Source organism: Allobosea caraganae, assembly GCF_003351345.1.
Lineage (GTDB): Bacteria > Pseudomonadota > Alphaproteobacteria > Rhizobiales > Beijerinckiaceae > Allobosea > Allobosea caraganae.
Genome location: NZ_QQTO01000021.1, coordinates 398,828 through 422,825, shown reverse-complemented (window position 1 = coordinate 422,825; position 23,998 = coordinate 398,828). Strand labels below are relative to the sequence as shown.

Below are 23,998 nucleotides of genomic sequence, written 5' to 3'. Positions count from 1 at the left end.
AGGCTTAAGCCAAGCGTGGACCGAGGCGGCAGTGGCAATCAACGGCCCTTGCCAAGCTTCGAGATGCGTTGCAATCATATAGTCATATTGATATCATTGCTTTCGATTTATGAAAGTGCAATCACATGCCCTCCGTCACAGTCCGCAACCTCTCAGAAGAGACGCATCGCGCGCTCAAGCTGCGCGCAGCCGGACATGGCCGCAGCACCGAAGCGGAGATTCGTCTCATTCTTGACGCCGCGGTGAAACCGGAGCGGCGCGTCAAGCTCGGCTCCCTGCTGTCCGATATCGGACGGGAAGCGGGAGGTGTCGAGTTGGAGATTGCGCGCGATCGGACGGTGTCCGAGCCGATGCGCTTCGAATGATCCTGCTGGATACGAACGTCGTCTCCGAGCCCTTGAAGCTCGCGGGCGACGAGGCCGTGCTGAGATGGCTCGACGCGCAGGCCGTCGAAACACTCTACCTCTCGACCATTGGCCTAGCGGAAATGCTTTTCGGCGTTGCCGCGCTGCCGGAAGGAAGACGCCGAAGCGACCTGCGCATGCGCCTGGACCGCGACGTGATCCCCTTGTTCGACGGGCGCATCCTTTCCTTCGACCGGAGAGCGGCGGAAGCTTATGCCGAGCTTCGCGCCAAAGCACGGCTCGACGGGCGCGCGATTGCCCAGACCGACGGCTACATCGCCGCCATAGCCGCCGCGCATGGCTTCGCCGTGGCGACGCGCGATATCGGCGCTTTCGAAGCAGCGGGCGTGCGGGTCATCAATCCCTGGGAGGCATAGGCCCGGCGCTGATCTCCCACTCCTGACATGACGAAACCACCAGCACGTCTTACATCGACATCATGAATCGCGAACGCCAAGACGACCTGCCGGAAGACGAGTTCGAGGAGGAGGACAACACTCCCGCCCTGCCGCCGGCCGCCGATATCAGCGAAGCCTCGCCCTCGGAGCTGAAGCACGGCATCGAGGTCATCCAGCAATTCGCCAAGCACCTGCCGAACAAGCCCGGCGTCTACCGCATGTTCGATCGTGCCGGCGAGGTGCTCTATGTCGGCAAGGCCAAGAGCCTGAAGAACCGCGTCACGGCCTATGCCCGCGGCATGGCCCATACCAACGCGGTCGCGCGGATGATCTCCGAAACCGCCAACATGGAATTCGTCACCACCGGGACGGAATCCGAGGCGCTGCTGCTCGAATCGAACCTGATCAAGCAGCTCAGGCCGCGCTACAACGTGCTGCTGCGCGACGACAAGAGCTTCCCCTACATCCTGCTGACCGGCGACCATCCGGCCCCGCAGATCGCCAAGCATCGCGGCTCGCGCCAGCGCAAGGGCGATTATTTCGGCCCCTTCGCCTCGGTCTGGGCGGTCAAGCGCACCATCGATGCCTTGCAGAAGGCGTTTCTCCTCCGCTCCTGCTCCGACAGCTACTACGAGAACCGCACCCGGCCCTGCCTGCTCTTCCAGATCAAGCGCTGCTCCGGCCCCTGCACCGGCGAGATCTCGCACACCGACTATGAGGCGCTGGCCGCACAGGCGCGCGACTTCCTCTCCGGCCGCTCCTCGACGGTGAAGCAGACCCTCTCGGCCCGGATGCAGGAGGCGGCCGAGGAGCTCGAATTCGAGAAGGCGGCGCGCTATCGCGACCGGCTCGCGGCGCTCTCGGCCGTGCAGGCCGGCCAGGACATCAACACCCAGGGCGTCGAGGAGGCCGACGTCTTCGCCATCGACGAGCAGGCCGGGCATTTCTGCGTCGAGATCTTCTTCTTCCGCAACCACCAGAACTGGGGCAACCGCGCCCTCTTCCCGCGCGCCGACAAGAGCCTGACGCCGGAGGAGGTGCTCGCCTCCGTCGTCACCCAGTTCTACGACGACAAGCCGCCTCCGCGGCTGGTGCTGCTCTCGCATGAGGTCGAGGAGATCGGGCTGATCGGCGAGGCGCTCTCGGCCCGCGCCGGTCGCAAGGTCGAGGTCGCCGCCCCCAAGCGCGGCGAGAAGCTCGACCTCGTCGCCCACGCCCGGAAGAACGCCAAGGAGGCGCTCTCGCGCAAGCTCGCCGAGAATGCCGGGCAGCAGCACCTGCTCGGAGCCCTTGGCGAGGCCTTCGGGCTGCAGAGGCCGCCGCGCCGCGTCGAGGTCTACGACAACTCGCACATCATGGGCACGAATGCGGTCGGCGGCATGGTCGTCGCCGGGCGGGACGGCTTCATGAAAAGCCATTACCGCACCTTCAACATCTCCTCCGACACCATCGCCGGCGACGATTTCGGCATGATGCGCGAGGTGCTGAAGCGGCGGTTCTCAAGGCTGGCGAAGGAGAGCGGGGCTGCCCAACCGGACGCGGGAACCGCAACGGACTCTCCTCCCCCCGGCGGGGAGGAGTTGGAGGTGGGGGGCGAACGACCGGGTGAGCTCTCACCAGGCGGCCCCCCCCCCATCCCTCTCCCTTCCCCACAAGGGGGAAGGGAAGCGCCTGCTACTGCTCCTGCCGAGGAAGACGACTCCGCCTTCCCGTCCCGCCCCGACCTCGTCATCGTCGACGGCGGCAAGGGCCAGTTCGAGGCTGCCCGCAAGATCATGGCGGAATGTGGCGCGTCCGACATCGCGCTGGTCGCCATCGCCAAGGGCGAGGACCGCAACGCCATGCGCGAGACCTTCTTCATGGTCGGCAGGGAGCCGTTCAAGCTGCCGCCGCGCGACCCGGCGCTGTTCTTCATCCAGCGCCTGCGCGACGAGGCTCACCGCTTCGCCATCGGCACGCACCGCGCCCGCCGCAAGCGCGACATCACCAAGAACCCGCTCGACGAAATCCCCGGCATCGGCCCCTCGCGCAAGCGGGCGCTGCTGCTGCATTTCGGCACGGTGAAGGCGATCCAGCGCGCCAAGCTCGACGACCTCATGCGCACGCCGGGCGTCAACGCCGCCACGGCCAAGGCGGTGCATGATTTCTTTCACGATGCTTGAGGCATCTCGTCGCCTCGCGGGATTGCGTGTTGACGCTGTCACATGCCTGCTGCTTTGGTGACGGCGTGACGATATTTCCGGACGCCATAAGGCGGCGTGGCCCCTGGTCGCTGCCGAACCTCCTGACCTACGGCCGGATCGCCGCGATCCCGGCCCTGGTTGCGTTGCTGTTCTGGCCGCGTGACGACTGGATGCGCTGGATCGCGCTCGCGATCTACGTCGCGGCGGCCGTCACGGATTTCCTCGACGGCTGGATCGCCCGGGCCTGGAGCCAGCACTCGGCGATCGGCCGCATGCTCGATCCGATCGCCGACAAGCTCCTCGTTTGCGCGCTGCTGCTGATGCTGGTGGCCGACGGCACGATCCATGGCTGGTCGCTCTGGGCCGCCATCGTCATCCTCTGCCGCGAGATCCTGGTCTCCGGCCTGCGCGAATTCCTGGCCGAATTGAAGGTCAGCGTCCCCGTCAGCAAGGTGGCGAAATGGAAGACGACGGCGCAGTTGCTGGCGCTCGGCTTCCTCGTCGTCGGCCCCGCGGGCGACAAGGTTCTGCCCTATAATACCCAGATCGGCATCGTCATGCTGTGGCTGGCCGCGCTCCTGACCATCTATACCGGTCTGGATTATCTCAGCGCGGGCATCCGACACCTCGTCGAGGAGGACGAGCGCGCACCATGACGCTGACAGACACGCTGGCCGAAACCAGAACCCGGACCCTGAAACTCGTCTATTTCGCCTGGGTGCGCGAGCGCATCGGGCTGGCCGAGGAGACGGTCGAACTGCCGGCCGAGGCCCGCACCATCGCCGATCTCGTGCGCTGGCTGAAGACGCGCGGCGAAGGCTACGAGGCCGCCTTCGAGAACGAGGCGATCGTCCGCGCCGCCATCGACCACACCCATGTCAAGCCCGGCGCGGCGATCGCCGACGCGAAGGAGATCGCCTTCTTCCCGCCGATGACCGGCGGCTGAAGTGCTGGCGCATCCCGCGCTTCCATGAAAACGATGCCGGCATGTCCGCTTTCACGCAACTCACCCTCGACGTCATCCCGGACAAGCCGCGCAGCAGCGCCGCTCCGGGATCCATCCTAGAGCGCCAGAGCCTTACGATGGATCCCGGGACGGCGCTGCGCTTGCCCGGGATGACGCGTTCAGGTTCCGTCGAAACACCCGGTGCTTTGGCGGAGAGCGAACGATGACCCCGGTCATCCGCATTCAATCCGAGGATTTCGACCTCAACGCCGAGATCGCCGCGCTGACCGCCGGCCGCGCCGATATCGGCGCCATCGTCACCTTCGCCGGGCTCTGCCGCGACGAGGGCGGCACGCTCGCCGCGCTCGAACTCGAGCATTATCCGGGCATGGCCGAGGCCGAAATCGGCCGTGTCGCCACCGAAGCCGCAGGCCGCTGGCCCCTCAGCGGGCTCATTGCCATCCACCGTTACGGGATGATCAGGCCGGGCGAGCAGATCGTGCTGGTCGTCGCGGCCTCCGCCCATCGCCGCGCCGCTTTCGAGGCGGCCGAATTCATGATGGACTACCTCAAGACCCGCGCCCCGTTCTGGAAGCGCGAGCATCTCGTCGATGGCAGCATCGGCGGCTGGGTCGAGGCCAAGGGCGAAGACGACAAGGCCGCCGAGCGCTGGAGCTGACTATGTCCGCGGGACGATCCGACCGAATGCGCACGGCCCTGGCCATTGGCCTGGCGGCCACGGCGTTCCTGCCCGCCGCAGCCACCGCCCAGAGCGACGGCAAGAGCTTCCGCGATTGGACGGCCGGCTGCGACAACCTGAAAAGCTGCGCGGCCCTGTCCTTGCCCGAGGACGGCGCCGATACGGTCGGCTACCTCAAGCTCGAGCGTCCCGGCGGGCCGACCGGCGCCGCGTCGCTTTCGCTGAAGCTGGTGGGCGAGAAGCTCAAGGCGCCGCAATCCGTGCGGCTCTCGCTCGACGGTGCGCCCTTCCCGGCCGCTGGCAGGACCATGGCCGCGGCGCTGCCTGACGAGGAGACCGCGGTCGTCGCGTTCTCGGAGGCGGACACGGCGAGCCTGATCGCCGCCGCCCGCAAGGCGACGAAGCTCTCCGCCACCATGGCGGGCAAGAGCTACACGATTTCCCTCGCCGGCTCGGTGGCCGCCCTGCTCTGGATCGACGAGCAGCAGGGCCGGCTCAATACGGTGACCGCGCTGATCCGCAAGGGCGATGCCGCCGCGGGCACCGTTCCGCCAGCCCCTGCTCCACCCGTCATCACCGCCAGGCCGACGGCCGCGCCGCTCGACGAGAAAGCCGCGAAGGCGCTCGGCGCCGCCCTGCGCAAGCACCTCAAGACCGCCGCTCCCGATGCCTGCGAGGATAATGACGGCGCCACGTCCAGTCCCGACCAGGCCTGGCCGCTAAGCGCCACGCAGCAGCTGATCGGGCTCTATTGCGGCAGCGGCGCCTACAACGTCATCACCGGCTACTGGACCGTCAGCGGCAATGCGATGGCGAGCGCCCGCAGCGTCGCTTTCCCGCGCCAGGACGACAACATGCTGATCAATTCGGACTACGATCCGAAGACCGGCCAGATCAGCTTCTTCGCCAAGGGCCGCGGCATCGGCGATTGCGGCAGCTCCGGCAACTACGCCTGGACCGGATCAGGCTTCGCGCTGACCGCCTTCACCACGATGGGCGAGTGCCGCGGCCTGCCGCCAGACGACTGGCTGACATTGTTCCGAAGCGAGGTGAAGGTCGGGCAGTGAGCGGCGGCGGCCGCCGCTCACCAATCTCTCGGGGCCGGCCTCAGGCCGCCTTGGCGGAGGACGGCCGCACTGCGGCGGAGTAATCCTCCATGATCACCTTGCCCATGTTGCCGGTGATGAACTTGTAGGGCCCGATCTCGGAGACCAGCGTCACCTCGGCGGCCGAGCCGGTGATGAAGCATTCCGCGAAGCCGTCGAGCTCTTCCGGCCGGATGCGGCGCTCGATCACCTCGAAGCCGCGCTGCTGGCACAGCTCGATCACCGACTGGCGGGTGATGCCGTCAAGGAAGCGGTCAGCCTTGGGGGTGTGGATCACGCCGTCCTTGATGAAGAAGATGTTGGCGCCGGTGCATTCGGCGACATTGCCTTCCCAGTCGAGCATCATCGCGTCGGCATAGCCGGCGCGCTCGGCCTTATGCTTCGAGAGCGAGCAGATCATGTAGAGCCCCGCCGCCTTGGCGTGGACCGGGGCGCAGGCCGGGTCCGGCCGGCGATACTCCGCCACGTCGAGGCGCACGCCCTTCAGCTTCTGCGCCATGTCGAACATGCTCGGCCATTCCCACACCGCGATCGCGGTATGGATCGTATTGTTGATGCCGGAGACCGCCATCATCTCCGACCCGCGCCAGGCGACGGGGCGGATATAGGCGTCCTTCAGGCCGTTCTCCTTGAGGCAGAGATACTTGGCCTCGTCGATCTCGGCGACCGAATAGGGGATGTCGAAATCCATGATCTCGGCCGACTTGTGGAAGCGCTTCGAATGCTCGGTGCACTTGTAGATCACGCCATCATAGGAGCGCTCGCCCTCGAACACGCAGGAGCCGTAATGCAGCCCATGGGTCAGTACGTGCACCTTGGCGTCCTTCCACGGCACGAGCTTGCCGTCGAACCAGATCACGCCGTCGCGCTGGTCGAAAGGAATGACAGACATGGGAAACTCCTCTTGCACGTCTTCTTGCCCGAACTCCGCCACAGCACCTCGCGGGACGCAAGCGCGGAACGAATGCTGCGCCGCAGCGGGCGAATGCGACATTTTCAGTCGCTCAGCATGCTTGACCGGTAATCTTCCGTCTGAGATATGTCAACATGGCTGACATAAAAAGGGAGCGCGCCATGAGCGACACGCACGCCAGAGCGACCGAAGCGCCCCGGCCCGCCAGCGCCGAGGACGTGCCCTACGAGCTGATCGAGCTGCTTTTCTTTGCCTATCGCGACTTCGTCGGCGACCCCGACCGCATCCTCGCCGATTATAATTTCGGCCGCGCCCATCACCGCGTCCTGCATTTCGTGCAGCGCCGCCCGGGCCTGACCATCGCCGAATTGCTCGACATCCTGCAGATCACCAAGCAGAGCCTCAACCGCGTGCTGAAGGAGCTGGTCGAGACCGGCTTCGTCGAGTCGCGCATGGGCACGCAGGACAAGCGCCAGCGCAACCTCCACGCCACCACCGCCGGTCGCGAACTCGCCGTCCGGCTGGCGCAGCTGCAGGCCAAGCGCATCAATGCCGCGCTCGCCATCGTCGGCCCCGAGGCGGGCGAGGTCGTCGCGCGCTATCTCGCCGGGCTGATCGACCCTGCGGAGCGCCGGAAGGTACTGGGCTCGCTGGCCGGATCGGACTGACCAGCGTCCGGCGCGGACGTCTCCCGCTCGGATGACGACGTTTCAAAAGGTTAGACAATGTTATCCGGGGCGCGACGAAGGGTTGCCCCCGAGCTCGGCCGGCCTGTGCTATCCTGTGGGCGGAAACGCCGCGCTCCCGGAGCGCACGCGGACGGAAAAGGAGCCCAGATGGCCGTGAGCAGCGCCCTCAAGCCTGTGCCCGACGAGGCGCCGCATATCCTGGTGGTCGATGACGACCGCCGGCTGCGCGACCTGCTGGCGCGCTTCCTCGGCGATCACGGCTACCGCGTCACCACCGCCGCCAGCGCGGCCGAGGCCGATTCCCGGCTGGCCCATCTCGTCTTCGACGCCATCGTGCTCGACATCATGATGCCCGGCGAGAACGGCTTCGACTTCGCGCGCCGCTTCCGCGGCGATTCCAACGTCCCGATCCTCATGCTCACAGCCCGCGCCGACAGCGCCGACCGCATCAACGGGCTCGAGCTCGGCGTCGACGACTACCTCTCCAAGCCGTTCGAGCCGCGCGAGCTGATCCTGCGCCTCGGCAACATCCTGAAGCGCACGGTCGTGGTCGACACCGCGCAGTCCGGCACTCGGCCCGACTTCGTCCGCTTCGGCCCCTTCATCTACGGGCTGGCCCGCGGCGAGCTCAGGCAAGGCGAGGAGACCATCCGCCTGACCGAGCGCGAGCGCGAGATCCTGACCACGCTGGCCGAGCATGCCGGCGAGCAGGTGCCGCGCGAGCAGCTCGCCGCCCAGGGCTCGGCCGCCAACGACCGCACCATCGACGTCCAGATCAACCGGCTGCGCCGCAAGATCGAGCGCGACCCGGCCGACCCGCTCTACCTCCAGACCGTGCGCGGCATCGGCTACCGGCTGGTGACGGACCGGGGCTGAACTCGATGTCGAGCGACACGCATCACGCACGCCTTGCGCAGGCGGCCGGCCTCGGCATCGGCCGGGCCCGCGCCGCGCTCGCGCGGGGATGGGCGCGGCTGGCAGGCGCGCTGAAGCCCGTGCTCAAGTTCACCGAGCGCCCCTTTCGCCTCGTCGGCCGCTACATGCCGAAGGGGCTTTACCCGCGTGCGCTGGTCATCGTCATCGCGCCGGTGGTGCTGCTGCAATCGGTCGTCGCCTATGTCTTCATGGAACGCCACTGGCAGACGGTGACGCAGCGCCTGTCTTCGGCCGTCGCCTCGGAAATCTCGGCGCTGATCGACGTTTACGAGAGCTACCCACAGGATGCCGACGCCTCGGTGCTGGCGCGCATCGCGCAGAACCGGCTCGGCATGGATGTCGACATCATCCCCGACACCGACCTGCCGCCGCCCGGCCCCCGCCCCTTCTTCTCGCTGCTCGATTCGGCGCTCTCGGCCGAGCTCAGCCAGCAGGTCGCACGGCCGTTCTGGCTCGACACCGTCGGCCGCTCCAGCCTGATCGAGATCAGGATCAAGCTCGGGCCCAACGTCATGCGCGTGCTGACGCGGCGCAGCCAGGCCTATGCCTCGAACAGCCACATCTTCCTGCTCTGGATGATCGGCACCTCGCTGATCCTGCTCACCATCGCCGTGCTCTTCCTGCGCAACCAGATCCGGCCGATCCTGCGCCTCGCGGATGCGGCCGAGGCCTTCGGCAAGGGCCGCGACCCGGAATTCCGCCCGCGCGGCGCGCGCGAGGTCCGCCGCGCCGGCAACGCCTTCATCGAGATGAAGCGCCGCATCGAGCGCGCCATGGGCGAGCGCACCACGATGCTGAACGGCGTCAGCCACGACCTGCGCACCATCCTGACCCGCTTCAAGCTCTCGCTCGCACTTCTGGAAAGGTCTCCCGACCTCGACGCGCTCGAGAAGGACGTCGACGAGATGAGCCGCATGCTCGAGGATTATCTCGCCTTCGCCCGCGGCGACGCCGGCGAGGCGCCGGTCGAGACCGACATCCGCGCGCTGCTCGAAGAGCTGAAATCCGACGCCGAGCGCCAGAACCACCAGACCCATCTCAAGGTCGTCGGCGACCCGCTGGTGGTGATCCGGCCCGACGCCTTTCGCCGCCTGCTGACCAACCTCGTCTCCAACGCCGCCCGCTACGGCGACAGCATCGCGATCAGCGCCACCCATGACGCGCGCTACCTGATCGTGATGGTCGACGATGACGGGCCCGGCATCCCGCCCGACCAGCGCGAGGACGTCTTCCGACCCTTCTTCCGCCTCGACGAGGCCCGCAACGTCGATAGCGGCGGCACGGGGCTGGGTTTGGCCATCGCCCGCGACATCGCCAGGGCGCATGGCGGCGACATCATCCTGGGCGACTCGCCGCTCGGCGGCTTGCGTGCGACGGTGCGCCTGCCAGTGTGACCCGGCAAGCGGCCCAGCGATCACGTAAGTTTCAAACGACATCATAGCGTTGCCAAATGCTGGCAGATTAAATCACAAGAACTATTCGGCTCTGGGGAGACGCCTTGATGCTTCGTACGACTGTCAGGTTCCTGCTTCTCGCTCTCGCCCTCCTCTTGCCGGCGACCGCATTCGCCGAAGAGGTGGTCGATCTCGGCGGACTTTTCGGCGGCGGCAGGGCGCTGCTCAACAAGCCGGCGGGCAAAGCCAAGGCTGGATTGATCCTGTTGACCGGCGGCGACGGCAATATCGGCATTGGCGCTGACGGCAGTATTCAGGCCGGCGGCAACTGGATCGTGCGGACGCGCGGCGCCTATGCCCGCAGCGGCATCGCCAGCCTGACGCTCGACTACGGCGCCGATCCCACCAAGGCGATCGAGCTGATGCGCACCATCGCCCCGCGCGTGATCGTGGTGGCGATGAGCCGCGGCGCGCTCAAGGTCGGCGGAACGCTGGCCTCGCGGCCGGACGGCATCGTCTTCGCCTCCGCCCTGCTCGAACAGGCCCGTCCTGCGCTGGGCGATCCCGCAAGCCTGCCGCCGATGCTGATCATCCAACACCGCCAGGACGGCTGCCGCCTCTCGACGCCGGACGGCGCCATTGCCTTCCAGCAATGGGCTGGCAGCCGCGCCAGGACGGTCTGGATCGACGGCGGCACCACGCAGGGCGATCCGTGCCAGGCCCGCGCGCATCACGGCTTCGTCGGCCGCGAGAGCGCGGTGGTCTCGGCGATCACCGGCTTCGCCGGCTCGCTGCGCTGACCGCACGGCGCCTTCAGGCGCCACGCTCCGGCTGGATCACTGCAAGCTGCGCAAAGCGTTGCGCGGCGTGGTCGAGGAAGGCTCGCACCTTCGGCGCCAGATGCTGGCCGCTCGGCACCACGAGCTGCACCGGCAGCGGCGCCGGCTCGAATTCCGGCAGCAGGCGCACCAGCGTGCCGGCAGCGAGATCGTCGGCGGCCTGATAGGACAGCGGCCGCGCCAGCCCGCGCCCGGCGCGCGCCGCGATCAGGATCGACTCGATCTCGTTGACGATGAAGCGCGGCGTGATCGCGATGCGGGCACCGCGGCCCGGACCGCCGAAATGCCAGACCGGCCCCTGGCCCGTCGCGGCGCTGGCGATGGTGTCGTGCCCCGCCAGGTCGGCCGGCCGGCGCAGAGGCGCGCTCCGCTCCAGATAGGCCGGCGCGGCCACCAGCAGATGCCGCACCTCGCCGACCCTGCGCACGACGAGCCGAGAATCCGGCAGCGGACCGATGCGGATCGCGGCGTGCAAATCCTCCTCGATCATGTCGAGGTTGCGGTCGGCCAGCACGAGCTCGACCTGGATCTCCGGGTGCAGGTCGAGGAACTCGGTCACGATCGGCGTCACATGCCGCCGGCCGAAAACGAGCGGCGCGGTCACCCTGAGCAGCCCGCGCAGCGGCGCGGCCGAGACGCCGCGTAGCGCTGTCTCGTAATCCGCCAGCATGCGCCGCGCCGACGCCGCCAGTTCGCGCCCGGCATCGGTCGGCGTCAGCCGGCGCGTGCTGCGCGCGATCAGCCGGGCCCCGACGCGCTCCTCCAGCCCGGCCAGGGCCCGCGTGACCGCCGGGCGCGAGCGCCGCAACTGCCGCCCGGCCCCGGCCAGGCTGCCGCTGTCGAGGATCGCGACCAAGATCGCCAGCTCGTCGAGACGGTCCATCGCAGGTTTCTCAAACTGGAATTCTGAGTTTCAGAGATACCAGATTTCGCCCGATGGGCGAAACAATCACAGTCCACGGCACGATCACGCGAGGACAGACCATGCTCCAGCCCGACATCACCCTGCACGGCACGCCGCTCTCCGGCCACGCCCACCGCGTCGAGTTGCTGCTGCTCGCGCTCGGCCTGCCCTATCGCTACGAGGCAGCCCCCGCCGACGTGCGCCGCAGCGACGCTTTCCGCACACTGAACCCGCTTGGGCAGATTCCGGTGCTGCAGGATGGCGACCTCACCCTCGCCGACAGCAACGCCATCATGGTCTATCTGGTGAAGCGCTACGCGCCCGACAGCGACTGGCTGCCGGCCGAGCCCGTCGCCGCCGCGCAGGTCCAGCGCTGGCTCTCGATCGCGGCGGGCGAGATCATGCATGGCCCCAGCATCGCGCGGCTCGTCGCTCAATTCGGGTTCCAGGACGATCCTGCCCGGGCCGAGATGATCGCAGCCCGCGTGCTCGGCTTCATGGAGAGCCACCTCGCCGGCCGCGCCTATCTCGCCGTCGACCATCCGACGCTGGCCGATCTCGCCTGCTATTCCTATGTGGCGCATGCGCCCGAAGGCGGCATCCCGCTCGAGCCCTATCCGGCCGTCAGGGCCTGGCTGGCGCGGGTCGAGGCCCTGCCCTTCTTCAAGCCGATGCCGCGCTCGCCCATCCCGGTTCGGGCGGCCTGAGCCATGGACGCGCAGCCCTTCCATCCCGGCGAGCTGGCGGCGCAGGCCCGCGCCGGAATCTCCTCGCGCGGCGCCGGCATCCGCGAGTTCATGCCGGCCCAGCACCGCGACTTCTTTACGCTGCTGCCCTATCTCTTCGCAGCCGGGCGGGATGCGCAGGGCTGGCCGATCGCGACCGTGCTGGCAGGCGAGGCCGGCTTCGTGCTGAGCCCAGCGGCCACCAGCCTCAGCATCGCCGCCCTGCCCTCGCCGGACGATCCGGCTGACGCCGCCCTCCGGACAGGCGCGCCAGTTGGCCTGCTTGGCCTCGACTTCAACACGAGGCGGCGCAACCGAGCCAATGGCACCATCAGCCTGCGTGACGGGCGCGGTTTCGACGTCGCTGTCGCGCAGAGCTTCGGCAATTGCGCGAAGTACATCCAAACGCGTGACTCGGCCCGCGTCGCCACCATGCCCCGTCCGGTCGAGACCCTGTCCGGACTCGACACAAGCGCGCGGCGCCTCATCGCCGGCGCCGACACACTCTTCATCGCCAGCGCCTCGGCGGATGGCGTCGATATCTCGCACCGCGGCGGGCGGCCGGGATTCGTGCGCATCGATGGCGACACGCTGACCGTGCCGGACTTCACCGGCAACGCCTACTTCAACACGCTCGGCAACCTGCTGCTGGAGCCGCGCGCCGCGCTGCTCTTCGTCGATTTCAGCGGAGGCGACATCCTCCAGCTTCAGGGCGAGACGGAAATCGTCTGGGACGGACCGGAACTCGGCCTGCTGGAGGGCGCCGAGCGGCTCTGGCGCTTCCGTGTTACGCGCGGCTGGCGACAGACGGGAGCCCTGCCGCTGCGCTGGTCAACAGCCGATCCGGCGCCGACTACCTTGGCTACGGGGCTCTGGCAGGCCCGGACGGCTGCCTGATCAGAACAGCCGCCCGCCCTCGGGCACCTTCAGGCTCGGCCCGATCAGCACGACCTCGCCGTCGGCATCGGGCACGCCGAGCGTCAGCACCTCCGACATGAACTTGCCGATCTGGCGCGGCGGGAAATTGACGACCGCGAGGACTTGCCGGCCCGGCAGGTCCTCGGGGCGATAATGCTTCGTGATCTGCGCCGAGGATTTCTTGCGGCCGATCGTGCCGCCGAAATCGATCACCAGCTTGAGCGCCGGCTTGCGCGCCTCGGGATAGGGCTCGGCCTCGACGATGGTGCCGACGCGGATGTCGACCTTGAGGAAATCGTCGAAGCCGATTTGCGCGGCGGGTTCGGTCGGTAGGCTCAAAATTCCTCCCAGGCGGCGTCATGCGCGCTCGGCTCGAGCTTGCGGGCCGTCGCCGCGCCGCTCACCGGGGGCGCCGCCCTGCGCATAGGAGTAGCAGCGCGCGGCGCCGGCGCAACCACGCTCGCCATCTTGCGGGCCATCGCCTGCAAGCCGACGACCTCGCCGCCGACCCGGAAGCGCGAGACCAGCCCCGCGAGCCGGTCGGCCTCCTGCGAGAGCGCATGCGCCGCGGCGGTCGACTGCTCGGCCATCGCCGCGTTCTGCTGGGTCGCCTGGTCCATCTCGTTGACGGCGGCATTGACCTCCTGGAGGCCCGAGGACTGCTCCTGCGCGGCACCGGCGATCTCGGCCACCAGCGTGGTGACGCGGGTGATCTCGCCGGCCATGCGCTGCAGGGCATTGCCGGTCTGGCCGACGAGCGCGACGCCCTTCTCGACCTCGACATTCGAGGCGGTGATCAGCCCCTTGATCTCCTTGGCGGCCTCGGCCGAGCGCTGCGCCAGCGCCCGCACCTCGGAGGCGACGACCGCAAAACCCTTGCCGGCATCGCCGGCGCGGGCCGCCTCGACGCTGGCGTTGAGCGCCAGCAGGTTGGTCTGGAAGGCGATCTCGTCGATGACGCCGACGATCTGCGAGATCTCGTCGGCCGATTTCTCGATGCCGCCCATGGCGGTGACGGCATCGCGCACGATCTGGGTCGACTGCTCGGCCTCGGACTTGACCTGAACCGTAGCCTGGCTGGCGAGGCGGGCGCTCTCGGCGGTCTGGCGCACGGTCGCGGTCAGCTCGTCGAGCGCGGTCGCGGTCTCCTCGACCGAGGAGGCCTGCTGCTCGGTGCGCCCGGCGAGGTCGTCGGCGGCCTGGCTGATCTCGCCCGAACCTGCCTTCATGCTCTCGGTATTGGTCGCGATCTGCCGCATCGTCTCCTGGAGCTTGCCGATCGCGTCGTTGAAATCATCCTTGAGCTTGACGTATTCGGCGGTGAAGGCGGCATCGATCCGATAGGTCAGGTCGCCATCGGCGAGGTGCTCCAGGCCGGCGCCGAGCGCCTCGACCACCGTTGCCTGCTTGCGCGCCGCATCGGTGCGCTCGGTCTCGTTGCGATGGCGCTCCGTATCGGCCGCATCGCGCTGGGCGTTGGCCTGCGCCTCCACCCGCTGCTTGTCTTCCTCCATCTCCGCCTTGGCCAGCGCCGCGTCGCGGAAGACGATCAGCGAGCGCGCCATGCTGCCGATCTCGTCGCCGCGCTCGTCATGCGCGATCGGCGTATCGAGCGCACCGGCGGCGAGGCCCTCCATGCTCCTGGTCGTGTCCTTCAGCATGCCGTTGGCGCGGCGGCTGAGCAGGATCACCAGGCCGAGCATCAGCAGGCCGAGCGGCACCAGCACATAGGCGAGGTTGCGGACCATCCGGTAGAAGGCGTTGTCGACGTCGTCGACATGCACGCCGGTGCCGACCAGCCATTGCCATTGCGGCACGGCGACGATGTAGGAGATCTTCAGCGAGGGCTCCTTGTCGCCCAGCTTGAGCCAGCCATAGTCGAGGAAGCCCGTGCCCTTCGCCTTGGCGAGCGTGATCATGTCCTGGACGAAGAACTTGCCGTCCGCATCCTTGAGCGGCCGCATGTCGGTCGACTCGATCTTCTTGTTGGCATGCGAGACGCTGATGCCGTCGAAATTGACGACGAAATAGTAGTTGCCGTTATCGAAGCGGGCGTTCGCGATGGCGTCGAGCGCCATCTTCCTGGCGTCGGCCTCTTTCAGCTCGCCCTTCTGGACCCGCGCCACGTAGCCGTTGATCGTCGAGGCGGCGGCTTCGACCGCGTTCTTCATCTCGCCGCGCTTGAGCATGAGCATCTCGCCGCGTGCGCCGACGAGCGTGTAGGCCACGCCGCCGACGGCGATGACCACGGCAAGCGCCGCGATCAGGACGAAGGATTGGCTGATCGAGAGAGTGGTGAAACGCCTGAAGAAAGACATGGAGCCGCCCCTGGAGAAAGTGACTCTGCACTTTCTCCAGAAATGGCTAAGACCAAATTAACAATGCCCAGCTTTTGCCGCATTGATGACTCTACGGAAGCAAGACGCAACCCTAGGTCATCAAAAGACTTTCTGCAGATTCGACACCTGTTCAGATCGCCGGCGCATAGTCCTCGCCGCGCCGGTCGGCATCGCCGCGCTCGCGCCGGCGCACGCGCGGACGAGCGCTGCACAGAGCCCGGGCGAGCCCGCGCAGCGGAGCGGTGAGCCGGTGCAGGTCCTCCGCCCGCGACAGCACCCAGCTCGCGGTCTTCAGCTCGCGGTCGAGCCGCGCCAAGGTGCGCGACTGCTCGGCCTCGTCATCGTCGAGCCAGGTCTCCGCCACGCGCGCCATCAGCAGCACGGCGCCCTGGACGCGGACAGGACCGAGCCGGTCCTCGGTCGGGATGCCGACTGAGGCCAGCATGTAGCGCCAGGAATTGACCGAGGCGCGGTTGAGCGCAGCCAGCGTCAGCGGGTCGCGGCGCAGGACCGGCATGATCTTGCGCAGGCCCTCCTTATACGGCGTCAGCGCATCGAGCCGGCGCATCACCAGATCGAACATGCGCTCGCGGGCCGGCTCGGCGGCGAGGTCGTCGGAGGTGCCGGCGAGCACCGCCTCGTCGACGATCCTGGTCAGGCCGCCGAGGATCGCGAGCTTGGACGGGAAGAGGTTGCGAAGGGCGGCGAGCGAGACCCCGGCCTCGGTCGCGATATCGGTCAGCTCGATCTCGTCCCACGGGCGATCAGCCGCCAGCTTGAACAGCGCTCCGACCACGAGCCGGCGCGGATCGGCCGGGGCTGCGCTGACGGACGGCTCGGCGGTTGGAGGGGAAGCGGGTTTGCGCGCCATCTGACATCTCCTGTTCGCGAAGCGATCAGGAGAAGCTAGGCCCGGAACACGGCCTATGAAAGGCCGATCAGCCCGAAAGCTCCTCGGCGCGACGTTTGGCGGCAGCCACGGCGCGGCGAACCAGCGGCGCCATGCCGTTATCGGCCATCAGATGCTCCAAGGCGGCCGCCGTGGTACCGCCGGGCGAGGTCACGTTCTGGCGCAAGGTCGCCGGCGGCAGCGGCGATTGGTGCAGCATCTCGCCGGCGCCGATGATCGTCGCCCGCGCCAGCCGCTCGGCAGTCTCGGGCGGAAGGCCGATCGCGATGCCGGCCGCCGCGAGGCACTCGACGAGATGAAAGACATAGGCCGGTCCCGAGCCCGAGACCGCAGTCACGCAGTCGACCAGCGACTCATCGGCCAGCCATTCGACGATGCCGATGCTGCCGAGCAGCGTATCGGCCATCGTCTTCTGCGCGGCGCTGACGCCCTTGCCGGCCGCAGCACCGGTCGCGCCACGCTGCACCGAAGCCGGAAGATTCGGCATGGCGCGGATGATGGCGGTGGCATTGGGGAGACGCGCCGCGATGTCGCCCAGCGTCTTGCCGGCGAGGATCGAGATCACCAGCGTCTGCGGATGAACGAAGGCCTGCACGGTCGGCGCGGCCGTGTCGAGCATTTGCGGCTTGGTGGCGAGCACCAGAACCTCGGCCGGCGCGAGCGCCTGCGGGTCGAGGTTCAGGGCCATGCCCTTCTCCGCCGCGAGCGCAACCATCTCATCCGAAGGCTTGGGGTCGACTAGGCTGATCCCGGCCGGATCCATGCCGATGCGCAGCCAGCCTTCGAGCATGGCTCCGCCCATCTTGCCCGCCCCGATCAGGACGAGCGTCTTCGGCAGGGGACTGGTCATGGCGGCCTCTCTCGAACGTCATGCTCGGCCTCGAGCCGAGCATCTCAGGACCAGAAACCGGCTGGAGATGCCCGGGTCAAGCCCGGGCACGACGTTTAAGCACCGACGCAGACACCCGCCTCGAAGAGACCGTTTTGAGAATTCGCCGCTGCGAGTCGGCTGGCGCGGCTTTCGAGAACCGGAGCGGAGCGGACATCAGTCCGTGAGCACCGGAAGCGCAGAAAGTCGCGTCAGAGGACCGCAGCGGTAGAATTCGCAAACGGTCTCAGGCTTCGCCGACCGTCTCCAGCATGGCGCCTTCGAGTCCCTCGCGCGCAGTCTTTCCAGCCCAGACCACGAACTGGAAGGCCTGGAAATAGCGCTCGCAGGAATCGATCGCCGCCTTGATCAGCGCCGCCGCCTGCTCGTCGGTCGGCTCCGCTCCGCCCGAAAGCAGCAGCGCGTGGCGGTACATCACCACGTTCTCCGTGCTCCACAGGTCGAAATGGCCGAGCCAGAGCTGCTCGTTGACGAGGCTGACCAGCTGCAGCACTTCGGCGCGGCGCCGGTCAGGCACCTTCAGGTCGAAGGCGCAGGCGATATGGATCGCCTCCACCTCCGAAAGCCAGGTGATGGCGACATGGTATTCGGCCCAGCCGCCGCTCACGGCGACGGAGAGCTCGTCGTCGCTGTCGCGGTCGAAGGTCCAGTTGTTGAGGGCTGCCAGTCGTTCAATCAGATCGAGAGGATTGGAAGGCCGATCGAGTTCGGCGTCCAGATCAAGGTCCATCATGCCCAAGGTCCAACTGCCGGCCCCTGCGGGAGTGCAGGTCCGACTCGTTCGAGAACGGGAACACGGCGACGGAAAAAGGACGCAACCCGACTGCAAAGGCGAGGTCTCGATGCCGAAGCGGCCCTGTGGCCGAGGCGACACCGCCCCATTCTACTACTTGCCTTTGCTTCGCCAGCGGGCCCGGGCGGGCAGCTGGCGAATCACCTCTTTCATCGACGATAGCGCAGGCGCTGTGACGCTCCCAACACGGTCGTGACGCTCGTCGGATTCGGGGGGAAGGCTCAATCCCCGCTGGCGGCTGTCCACAGCCGTAAGGGCAACTGCCTTGTGGAAACGAGCCCTCATCCTGAGGAGCCGCTTTAGCGGCGTCTCGAAGGATGGTTCAGTGCCCTCTGGAGCATCCTTCGAGACGCGGACTTCGTCCGCTCCTCAGGATGAGGGCTGAGGGTGTCCGACCTCAGCTCTTGGCCTGCGCCGCCTCGAGCGCGGCCAGCCGCGCGGCGAGCTTGTCGTTCTCCTCGCGCGCCAGCAGCGCCATCTCGCGCACCGCCTCGAACTCTTCGCGGGAGACGACGTCGAGCTCGCGCAGCAGCCGCTCGATCTGCGTGCGCGCCACGGTCTCGACCTCGCGGCGCACGCCCTGGGCCGCGCCGGCGGCATCGGTCACCAGGCGGGCGAGATCGTCGAGAATGCGGTTCGAGGTCGTGACCATGGTTGTCTCCTGGGCGGAAGCAGCGTGCCTAGCACGATCGATATGGGAGACGAAGCCTCCCGCTGCAAAGGCGGCAGCCCTGCCGCAAATCAGGGCTTGGCCCACTGGCACGCCCCCCTTACTGATCGACGACGCTCCGCTACGGAACCCGGACATGGCCCTGCATTTCTCCCCCGCCGAGTTTGCCCGCCGCCGCGCCTCGCTCCTCTCCGCGATGCAGCAGGAGAAGCTCGACGCGCTCTTCCTGTTCCAGCAGGAATCGATGTTCTGGCTGACCGGCTACGACACGTTCGGCTTCTGCTTCTTCCAGTGCCTTGTCGTGAAGGCCGATGGCAGCATGGCGCTGCTGACCCGCTCGGCCGATTTGCGCCAGGCCCAGCATACCTCGAACCTGAGCTGCATCCGCGTCTGGAAGGACGGCAAGGACGCCAACCCGGCCAATGACCTGCTGGCGCTGGCGCGCGACCTGCGCCTCGCCGGCAAGCATATCGGCGTCGAGTTCGAATCCTACGGGCTCGTCGCCGCCAATGGCCGCAAGCTCGAGACCGCCTTCGCCGGCTTCAGCGAGTTCGTCGACGCCTCGACCATCGTGACGCGCCTGCGCGCCGTGAAGTCGTCGGAGGAGATCGCCTATGTCCGCGAGGCCGCGACGCTCTCCGATGCGGCCGACAAGGCCGCGCTCGACCTGATCCGCGACGGCGCCGACGAGGGCGACATCCTCGCCGCCCAGCACGAAGCGATCTTCTCAGGCGGCGGCGACTACCCAGCCAACGAGTTCATCATCGGCTCGGGCCAGGACGCCCTGCTCTGCCGCTACAAGGCCGGCCGCCGCAAGCTCTCGGCCAAGGACCAGATCACGCTCGAATTCGCCGGGGTCTATCGGCACTACCACGCGGCGATCATGCGCACCGTCGTCATCGGCGAGCCGCGCCCGCTGCACCTGAGCTACCACGCCGCCGCCAAGGCCGCGCTGCTGGCCTGCGAGGGCGAGCTGAAGCCCGGCCGCAGCGCCGGCGACGTCTTCTCGGCCCATGCCCGCGTCTTCGACGAGCACGGCCTCTCCGGCCATCGGCTCAATGCCTGCGGCTACTCGCTCGGCGCCAAGTTCACGCCGAGCTGGATGGACTGGCCGATGTTCTACGAGAACAACGACTGGCCGCTCGTGCCGGGCATGGTGATGTTCGCCCATATGATCCTGATGGATTCCGAGAGCGAGACCGCGATGTGCCTCGGTCGCACCTATCTGGTCGGTGAAAGCAGTTGTGAACCGATCAACCTGCCCGATCTGGACCTCGCCATCCGTTGAGCCTAAAAGGGCTGCGCAACGAATTCTTAAGAAATCCAACCCGTACGCAAAACAGGCGGGAGGCGTCATGATCGGTCGTTTGAGTGGCCTCGTTCTCGGCCCGGTAGTCGCGCTTGCGCTTGCGGGCTGCCAGGAGACCACCGCCACCGCGGAGCGTCCGCGCGTCGACGCGCCCGGCGTCCCGGTTTCGGTTCAGAGCATCTCCGGCGCGCCCGACCAGGTCACCACCCGCTTCGCCAGCATGCTCGGCGAAGCTGCGGCCGAGCGTAAGATGGAGATCGTTGCCGGCAACGCGCCCGCCCGCTTCCGGGTCCGCGGCTACCTCACCGCCCAGCCAACCGAGGACGGCCTGACCGCGCTCGCCTTCGTCTGGGACGTCTATGACGAGGCCAAGAAGCGCGCCCAGCGCGTCCAGGGCGAGAGCCTGGGCAAGCGCGGCGGCACTGAGGACCCCTGGGCCGGCATCGATCAGACCATCGTCGCCAAGGCAGCCTCCGATTCGATGGACGCGATCGCGACCTTCCTCGTCAGCGTCCCCGCCCCGGAAAAGCCGGCCGCGACCGACGCCAAGGGCAAGACCAAGACCGCCTCCGCCGCAACCGGCAAGCGCTCCTGAGAGAGCCCGCTCATCCTCAGCCCTCATCCTGAGGAGCGCGAAGCGCGTCTCGAAGGATGCTCCAGGAGGTTCGGAAGCCCACTGGAGCATCCTTCGAGACGCCGCTAAAGCGGCTTCTCAGGATGAGGGCTGTGGTTCCGCATAACCTGCCGCTACCAGCAACGCGCCGTAAGCAAGGCAGACAAGTACGATTCGCACTGCCTTTTTGCAGTGCAACAGTCGACTCATTGTCATCGCGCTGTTAAGAGCCCGTCAAATCGAGCTGCCTCCGCGGCCCGAACCTGCCAGTCTTTACGGTGCGCCCCGGCATGCCCTCTTCGATCAAAGTCGTCGCCGGCAATTCCAACCGGCCGCTCGCCGAAGCGATCTGTGCCTCCCTCGACATTCCGCTCGCCAAGGCGTCCGTCCGGCGCTTCGCCGACATGGAGGTCTTCGTCGAGATCCAGGAGAACGTGCGCGGCCAGGATGTCTTCATCATCCAGTCGACCTCGTTCCCGACGAACGACCACCTGATGGAGCTGCTGATCATCACCGACGCGCTGCGCCGCTCCTCGGCCAGGCGCATCACGGCGGTGATCCCCTATTTCGGCTATGCCCGCCAGGATCGGCGCGCCTCGGGCCGCACCCCGATCTCGGCCAAGCTCGTCGCCAACCTGATCACCCATGCCGGCGTCGACCGCGTGCTGACGCTCGATCTCCATGCCGGGCAGATCCAGGGCTTCTTCGACATCCCCACCGACAACCTGTTCGGCGCCCCGCTGATGGCGCGCGATATCCGCGAGCGGCTCGACTACAAGAACGCCATGGTGGTCTCGCCCGACGTCGGCGGCGTGGTCCGGGCGCGGGCACTCGCCAAGCGCATCGACGCCCCGCTCGCCATCGTCGACAAGCGCCGCGACCGGCCGGGCGAGTCCGAGGTCATGAACATCATCGGCTCGGTCGAGGGCCGCTCCTGCATCCTGCTCGACGACATCGTCGATTCCGGCGGCACGCTCTGCAACGCCGCCGAGGCGCTGCTCGACCAGGGCGCTCGTGAAGTCTACGCCTACATCACCCATGGCGTGCTCTCGGGCGGCGCCGTGGCGCGCATCGCCAACTCCAAGCTCAAGGAGCTGGTGATCACGGATTCGATCATGCCGACCGAGGCGGTCAAGGTGGCGCGCAACATCCGCGTCATCTCCATCGCCAACCTGATGGGCGAGGCGATCGAGCGCACCGCGAGCGAATCGAGCGTCTCCAGCCTGTTCGACTGAACGGTGCAGCGATGACCACCCCGGCCCCCTCCGATGCCGGCCGAGCGCTCGTCCTGTTCTCGGGCGGCCAGGATTCGACCGTCGCCCTCGCTTGGGCGCTCGAGCGCTTCGCTTCGGTCGAGACCATTGGCTTCGACTATGGCCAGCGCCACAGCGTCGAGCTGGAATGCCGCCCGGCGATCCGCGCGGCGCTGCTCGCGCGCGGCGGCCGCTACGCCGAGCGGCTCGGCCCCGACCACCTCGTCGATCTCAAGTCGCTAGGCGCGATCTCCGAGACGGCCCTGACCCGCGACAGCGAGATCGCCTTCTCCGAGAGCGGCCTGCCGACAACCTTCGTGCCCGGCCGCAACCTGATCTTCCTCTCCTTCGCTGCGGCAGTGGCTTATCGCCGCCACGCCAAGCACATCGTGCTCGGCGTCTGCGAGACCGATTATTCCGGCTATCCCGATTGCCGCGACGACACGATCAAGGCGATGCAGGTCGCGCTTGGCCTCGGGCTCGACCGCAGGCTCGTGCTGCACACGCCGCTGATGTGGCGCGACAAGGCGCAGACCTTCGCGCTGGCCAAGGCGCTCGGCGGCCAGGACTTCCTCGATCTCGTCATCGAGCAGAGCCATAGCTGCTATCTCGGCGACCGTCGCACGCGCCACGACTGGGGCTATGGCTGCGGTGCCTGCCCGGCGTGCGATTTGCGTGCGAAGGGCTATGCCGCCTATCTCGTTTCTCCGGAAGACAGTGGACCGAGCCATGAATCCTGATCGTCAGCGCCGCATCGAGGGCGTCATCGCGCTCATCCTCTTCGCGCTCACCATCCCGCTCGCCAATTGGCTGATCGGCAATGTCGGCACCGTCTGCGTGCCCAACGGCCCCTGCCTCGTGCCGGTCGCGCCAGGCTTGAGCGCCCCGAGCGGCGTGCTGATGATCGGGCTTGCGCTCGTGCTGCGCGACATCGTCCAGCGCCGCCTCGGCCCGGTCGCGGGCCTCGGCGCCATCGCCGTCGGCGCGCTGATCTCCGGCCTGCTGGCGCCGGCGGCCATCGTCGTTGCCTCGATGACCGCCTTCCTGCTCTCGGAGCTCGCCGATTTCGCGATCTACACCCCGCTGCAGAAGCGCAACTTCGTCGCGGCCGTGGCGGCGTCGAGCCTGTTCGGCCTCGTCATCGACAGCATCGTCTTCCTCTGGCTCGCCTTCGGCAGCCTGGATTTCCTCGCCGGCCAGATCGTCGGCAAGGCCTGGATGGTGCTGCTCGCTCTGCCGCTGATGCACCTGCTGCGGCGTAGGGATGAGCGGCTGGGGCTGGTGGCGGCCTGAGGTTGCGGAGACGATGCCGACGCAGCCAGCGCTGCTCACCCTGCTCCTCACCATCGCCCCGCTCACGATTGCCGAGGCGCAGGTCCCGCCTACCTTGCCTGAGCACCCCGGCTCCACGTTGAGCAGCGGCGCGCTGGAGGCGAGGCTGAGGGATGATCTCTCCGCGCTGGTCGAAGGCGAGGTCGTCGCTTCCGACGACCTGATCGCGGCGATCGATCGCAAGACCGGCGGAGACAAGGCGACGCGCATCGCCTTCGGCGCCAGCCGGAGCGCCGATTTCCGCGCCGTCATGGCCGTGATGAAGCGGCTGAACGATGCCGGGTTTCGCAATGTTGCGCTCGTGACCTTGCCTTAAGACGCTTTCCGATCAGGCAGAAGAGCTTCGGCGCCTCCGCGTCATTGCGAGGAGCATAGCGACGAAGCAATCCAGGGGGACTGGGTGAGCGAGACCCCCTGGGTTGCTTCGCTACGCTCGCAATGACGGCTTAAACTGATCCGGAACCTGCTTTGGCCGAATGAACGGGCGGCTTGTAACAAGGCCGTTTCCACATACACTGACGGCCTCTCAAAAGGCTTGGTCATGGGCACGCTCACCATTACCGCCAAAGGGCGGATCACGCTCGACGATCACTTGCTGAAGCATCTGGGCGTTCGCCCCGGCGCTAAGATCGCGGTCGAGAAGCTCCCTGATGGGCGCATCGGGATGAAGGCTTTGGAAACAGCGGCGGCACGACCGACCGGCTGCATCTCGGCTGCCTTCGGCTTGCTGAAGCGCGAGAACGGCCCCTCCCTAACGATCGAGGAGATCAATGAGGCTACGGCACAAGGCTGGGCCGGAGAGCCGTTGCCATAGCCGATCTCCGCCCGCTCCGTC

Annotated in this window: 28 protein-coding genes; 20 read left to right on the top strand and 8 right to left on the bottom strand. The window is 67.5% G+C overall.

Going from position 1 to position 23,998, the window contains the following annotated elements; genetic code table 11:
* Positions 1 to 125: 125 nt before the first annotated feature.
* From DWF00_RS16230 to DWF00_RS16195, 7 genes are all read left to right on the top strand, one after another.
* Entirely contained in the window at positions 126 to 365 is a 240-nt protein-coding gene (locus DWF00_RS16230; RefSeq protein ID WP_114829339.1) for a FitA-like ribbon-helix-helix domain-containing protein, read from the top strand.
* Positions 362 to 781, top strand: a complete 420-nt coding sequence (locus DWF00_RS16225; protein WP_114829340.1) for a type II toxin-antitoxin system VapC family toxin — start codon at positions 362 to 364, stop codon at positions 779 to 781. The genes DWF00_RS16230 and DWF00_RS16225 overlap by 4 nt, the downstream gene beginning before the upstream one ends.
* 62 nt (positions 782 to 843) lie before the next feature.
* Positions 844 to 2,964: an excinuclease ABC subunit UvrC gene (gene uvrC, locus DWF00_RS16220; RefSeq protein ID WP_114829341.1), complete on the top strand. Its 2,121-nt coding sequence runs from the start codon at positions 844 to 846 to the stop codon at positions 2,962 to 2,964.
* 65 nt (positions 2,965 to 3,029) lie between these two features.
* On the top strand, positions 3,030 to 3,641 hold the full coding sequence (pgsA, locus tag DWF00_RS16215; RefSeq protein ID WP_114829579.1) for a CDP-diacylglycerol--glycerol-3-phosphate 3-phosphatidyltransferase: 612 nt from the start codon (positions 3,030 to 3,032) through the stop codon (positions 3,639 to 3,641).
* A 38-nt stretch (positions 3,642 to 3,679) separates the two neighbouring features.
* Positions 3,680 to 3,931: a molybdopterin converting factor subunit 1 gene (moaD, locus tag DWF00_RS16210; RefSeq protein WP_114829580.1), complete on the top strand. Its 252-nt coding sequence runs from the start codon at positions 3,680 to 3,682 to the stop codon at positions 3,929 to 3,931.
* Positions 3,932 to 4,154: 223 nt separating this feature from the next.
* Entirely contained in the window at positions 4,155 to 4,610 is a 456-nt protein-coding gene (locus tag DWF00_RS16200; protein WP_114829343.1) for a molybdenum cofactor biosynthesis protein MoaE, read from the top strand.
* Between the two features lie 26 nt (positions 4,611 to 4,636).
* On the top strand, positions 4,637 to 5,698 hold the full coding sequence (locus DWF00_RS16195) for a DUF1176 domain-containing protein (RefSeq protein WP_181832638.1): 1,062 nt from the start codon (positions 4,637 to 4,639) through the stop codon (positions 5,696 to 5,698).
* Between the two features lie 40 nt (positions 5,699 to 5,738).
* Here DWF00_RS16195 and DWF00_RS16190 read toward each other — a convergent pair whose 3' ends face one another.
* Positions 5,739 to 6,629, bottom strand: a complete 891-nt coding sequence (locus DWF00_RS16190; RefSeq protein WP_114829345.1) for a branched-chain amino acid aminotransferase — start codon at positions 6,627 to 6,629, stop codon at positions 5,739 to 5,741.
* A gap of 182 nt (positions 6,630 to 6,811) precedes the next feature.
* Here DWF00_RS16190 and DWF00_RS16185 point away from each other — a divergent pair, with 182 nt between their 5' ends.
* The 4 genes from DWF00_RS16185 to DWF00_RS16170 all read left to right on the top strand — a co-directional run bounded on the left by DWF00_RS16185 (position 6,812) and on the right by DWF00_RS16170 (position 10,469).
* Positions 6,812 to 7,318, top strand: a complete 507-nt coding sequence (locus tag DWF00_RS16185) for a MarR family winged helix-turn-helix transcriptional regulator (protein ID WP_181832639.1) — start codon at positions 6,812 to 6,814, stop codon at positions 7,316 to 7,318.
* A 168-nt stretch (positions 7,319 to 7,486) separates the two neighbouring features.
* Positions 7,487 to 8,215 carry a response regulator gene (locus tag DWF00_RS16180; RefSeq protein ID WP_114829347.1) on the top strand — a complete coding sequence of 243 codons (729 nt, stop codon included), beginning with the start codon at positions 7,487 to 7,489 and terminating at the stop codon, positions 8,213 to 8,215.
* 5 nt (positions 8,216 to 8,220) lie between these two features.
* Positions 8,221 to 9,669, top strand: coding sequence for an ATP-binding protein (locus DWF00_RS16175; protein WP_114829348.1), 1,449 nt, complete (start codon positions 8,221 to 8,223; stop codon positions 9,667 to 9,669).
* Between the two features lie 107 nt (positions 9,670 to 9,776).
* Entirely contained in the window at positions 9,777 to 10,469 is a 693-nt protein-coding gene (locus DWF00_RS16170) for an alpha/beta hydrolase (protein ID WP_114829349.1), read from the top strand.
* 13 nt (positions 10,470 to 10,482) lie between these two features.
* Here the strand turns inward: DWF00_RS16170 and DWF00_RS16165 are convergent, their stop codons facing one another.
* Positions 10,483 to 11,391, bottom strand: coding sequence for a LysR family transcriptional regulator (locus DWF00_RS16165; protein WP_114829350.1), 909 nt, complete (start codon positions 11,389 to 11,391; stop codon positions 10,483 to 10,485).
* A 101-nt stretch (positions 11,392 to 11,492) separates the two neighbouring features.
* Here DWF00_RS16165 and DWF00_RS16160 point away from each other — a divergent pair, with 101 nt between their 5' ends.
* Positions 11,493 to 12,119, top strand: coding sequence for a glutathione S-transferase (locus DWF00_RS16160; RefSeq protein ID WP_114829351.1), 627 nt, complete (start codon positions 11,493 to 11,495; stop codon positions 12,117 to 12,119).
* A 3-nt stretch (positions 12,120 to 12,122) separates the two neighbouring features.
* Complete coding sequence (locus DWF00_RS16155; RefSeq protein WP_114829352.1) at positions 12,123 to 13,034, top strand: pyridoxamine 5'-phosphate oxidase family protein; 912 nt, start codon at positions 12,123 to 12,125, stop codon at positions 13,032 to 13,034.
* Here DWF00_RS16155 and DWF00_RS16150 read toward each other — a convergent pair whose 3' ends face one another.
* The 6 genes from DWF00_RS16150 to DWF00_RS16125 all read right to left on the bottom strand — a co-directional run bounded on the left by DWF00_RS16150 (position 13,035) and on the right by DWF00_RS16125 (position 18,638).
* Entirely contained in the window at positions 13,035 to 13,394 is a 360-nt protein-coding gene (locus DWF00_RS16150; RefSeq protein WP_114829353.1) for a tRNA-binding protein, read from the bottom strand.
* Positions 13,391 to 15,373 (bottom strand): methyl-accepting chemotaxis protein, encoded by a 1,983-nt coding sequence (locus DWF00_RS16145; RefSeq protein ID WP_114853045.1) that lies wholly within the window; start codon positions 15,371 to 15,373, stop codon positions 13,391 to 13,393. Before DWF00_RS16145 ends, DWF00_RS16150 begins: the two co-directional genes overlap by 4 nt.
* A gap of 151 nt (positions 15,374 to 15,524) precedes the next feature.
* Positions 15,525 to 16,265 (bottom strand): TetR/AcrR family transcriptional regulator, encoded by a 741-nt coding sequence (locus DWF00_RS16140; protein WP_114829354.1) that lies wholly within the window; start codon positions 16,263 to 16,265, stop codon positions 15,525 to 15,527.
* Between the two features lie 67 nt (positions 16,266 to 16,332).
* Complete coding sequence (proC, locus tag DWF00_RS16135; protein WP_114829355.1) at positions 16,333 to 17,154, bottom strand: pyrroline-5-carboxylate reductase; 822 nt, start codon at positions 17,152 to 17,154, stop codon at positions 16,333 to 16,335.
* A 265-nt stretch (positions 17,155 to 17,419) separates the two neighbouring features.
* Complete coding sequence (locus DWF00_RS16130; protein ID WP_114829356.1) at positions 17,420 to 17,926, bottom strand: type III secretion system chaperone family protein; 507 nt, start codon at positions 17,924 to 17,926, stop codon at positions 17,420 to 17,422.
* A 457-nt stretch (positions 17,927 to 18,383) separates the two neighbouring features.
* On the bottom strand, positions 18,384 to 18,638 hold the full coding sequence (locus DWF00_RS16125; RefSeq protein ID WP_114829357.1) for an accessory factor UbiK family protein: 255 nt from the start codon (positions 18,636 to 18,638) through the stop codon (positions 18,384 to 18,386).
* Positions 18,639 to 18,792: 154 nt separating this feature from the next.
* On the opposite strand from DWF00_RS16125, the gene DWF00_RS16120 reads away from it, so the two are divergent.
* From DWF00_RS16120 to DWF00_RS16090, 7 genes are all read left to right on the top strand, one after another.
* The gene (locus DWF00_RS16120; protein WP_114829358.1) at positions 18,793 to 19,944 is read left to right on the top strand and encodes a M24 family metallopeptidase; all 1,152 of its coding nucleotides are present in this window, start codon (positions 18,793 to 18,795) and stop codon (positions 19,942 to 19,944) included.
* 67 nt (positions 19,945 to 20,011) lie between these two features.
* Positions 20,012 to 20,560: a PQQ-binding-like beta-propeller repeat protein gene (locus DWF00_RS16115; protein ID WP_114853044.1), complete on the top strand. Its 549-nt coding sequence runs from the start codon at positions 20,012 to 20,014 to the stop codon at positions 20,558 to 20,560.
* A gap of 308 nt (positions 20,561 to 20,868) precedes the next feature.
* Entirely contained in the window at positions 20,869 to 21,813 is a 945-nt protein-coding gene (locus DWF00_RS16110) for a ribose-phosphate pyrophosphokinase (RefSeq protein WP_114829360.1), read from the top strand.
* An 11-nt stretch (positions 21,814 to 21,824) separates the two neighbouring features.
* Positions 21,825 to 22,571, top strand: a complete 747-nt coding sequence (gene queC / locus DWF00_RS16105) for a 7-cyano-7-deazaguanine synthase QueC (RefSeq protein ID WP_114829361.1) — start codon at positions 21,825 to 21,827, stop codon at positions 22,569 to 22,571.
* Positions 22,561 to 23,124 (top strand): VUT family protein, encoded by a 564-nt coding sequence (locus tag DWF00_RS16100; RefSeq protein ID WP_114829362.1) that lies wholly within the window; start codon positions 22,561 to 22,563, stop codon positions 23,122 to 23,124. Before queC ends, DWF00_RS16100 begins: the two co-directional genes overlap by 11 nt.
* Positions 23,125 to 23,137: 13 nt before the next feature.
* Positions 23,138 to 23,479: a biopolymer transporter ExbD gene (locus DWF00_RS16095; RefSeq protein ID WP_147283694.1), complete on the top strand. Its 342-nt coding sequence runs from the start codon at positions 23,138 to 23,140 to the stop codon at positions 23,477 to 23,479.
* A 225-nt stretch (positions 23,480 to 23,704) separates the two neighbouring features.
* Complete coding sequence (locus DWF00_RS16090; RefSeq protein ID WP_114829364.1) at positions 23,705 to 23,977, top strand: AbrB/MazE/SpoVT family DNA-binding domain-containing protein; 273 nt, start codon at positions 23,705 to 23,707, stop codon at positions 23,975 to 23,977.
* Positions 23,978 to 23,998: the final 21 nt, after the last annotated feature.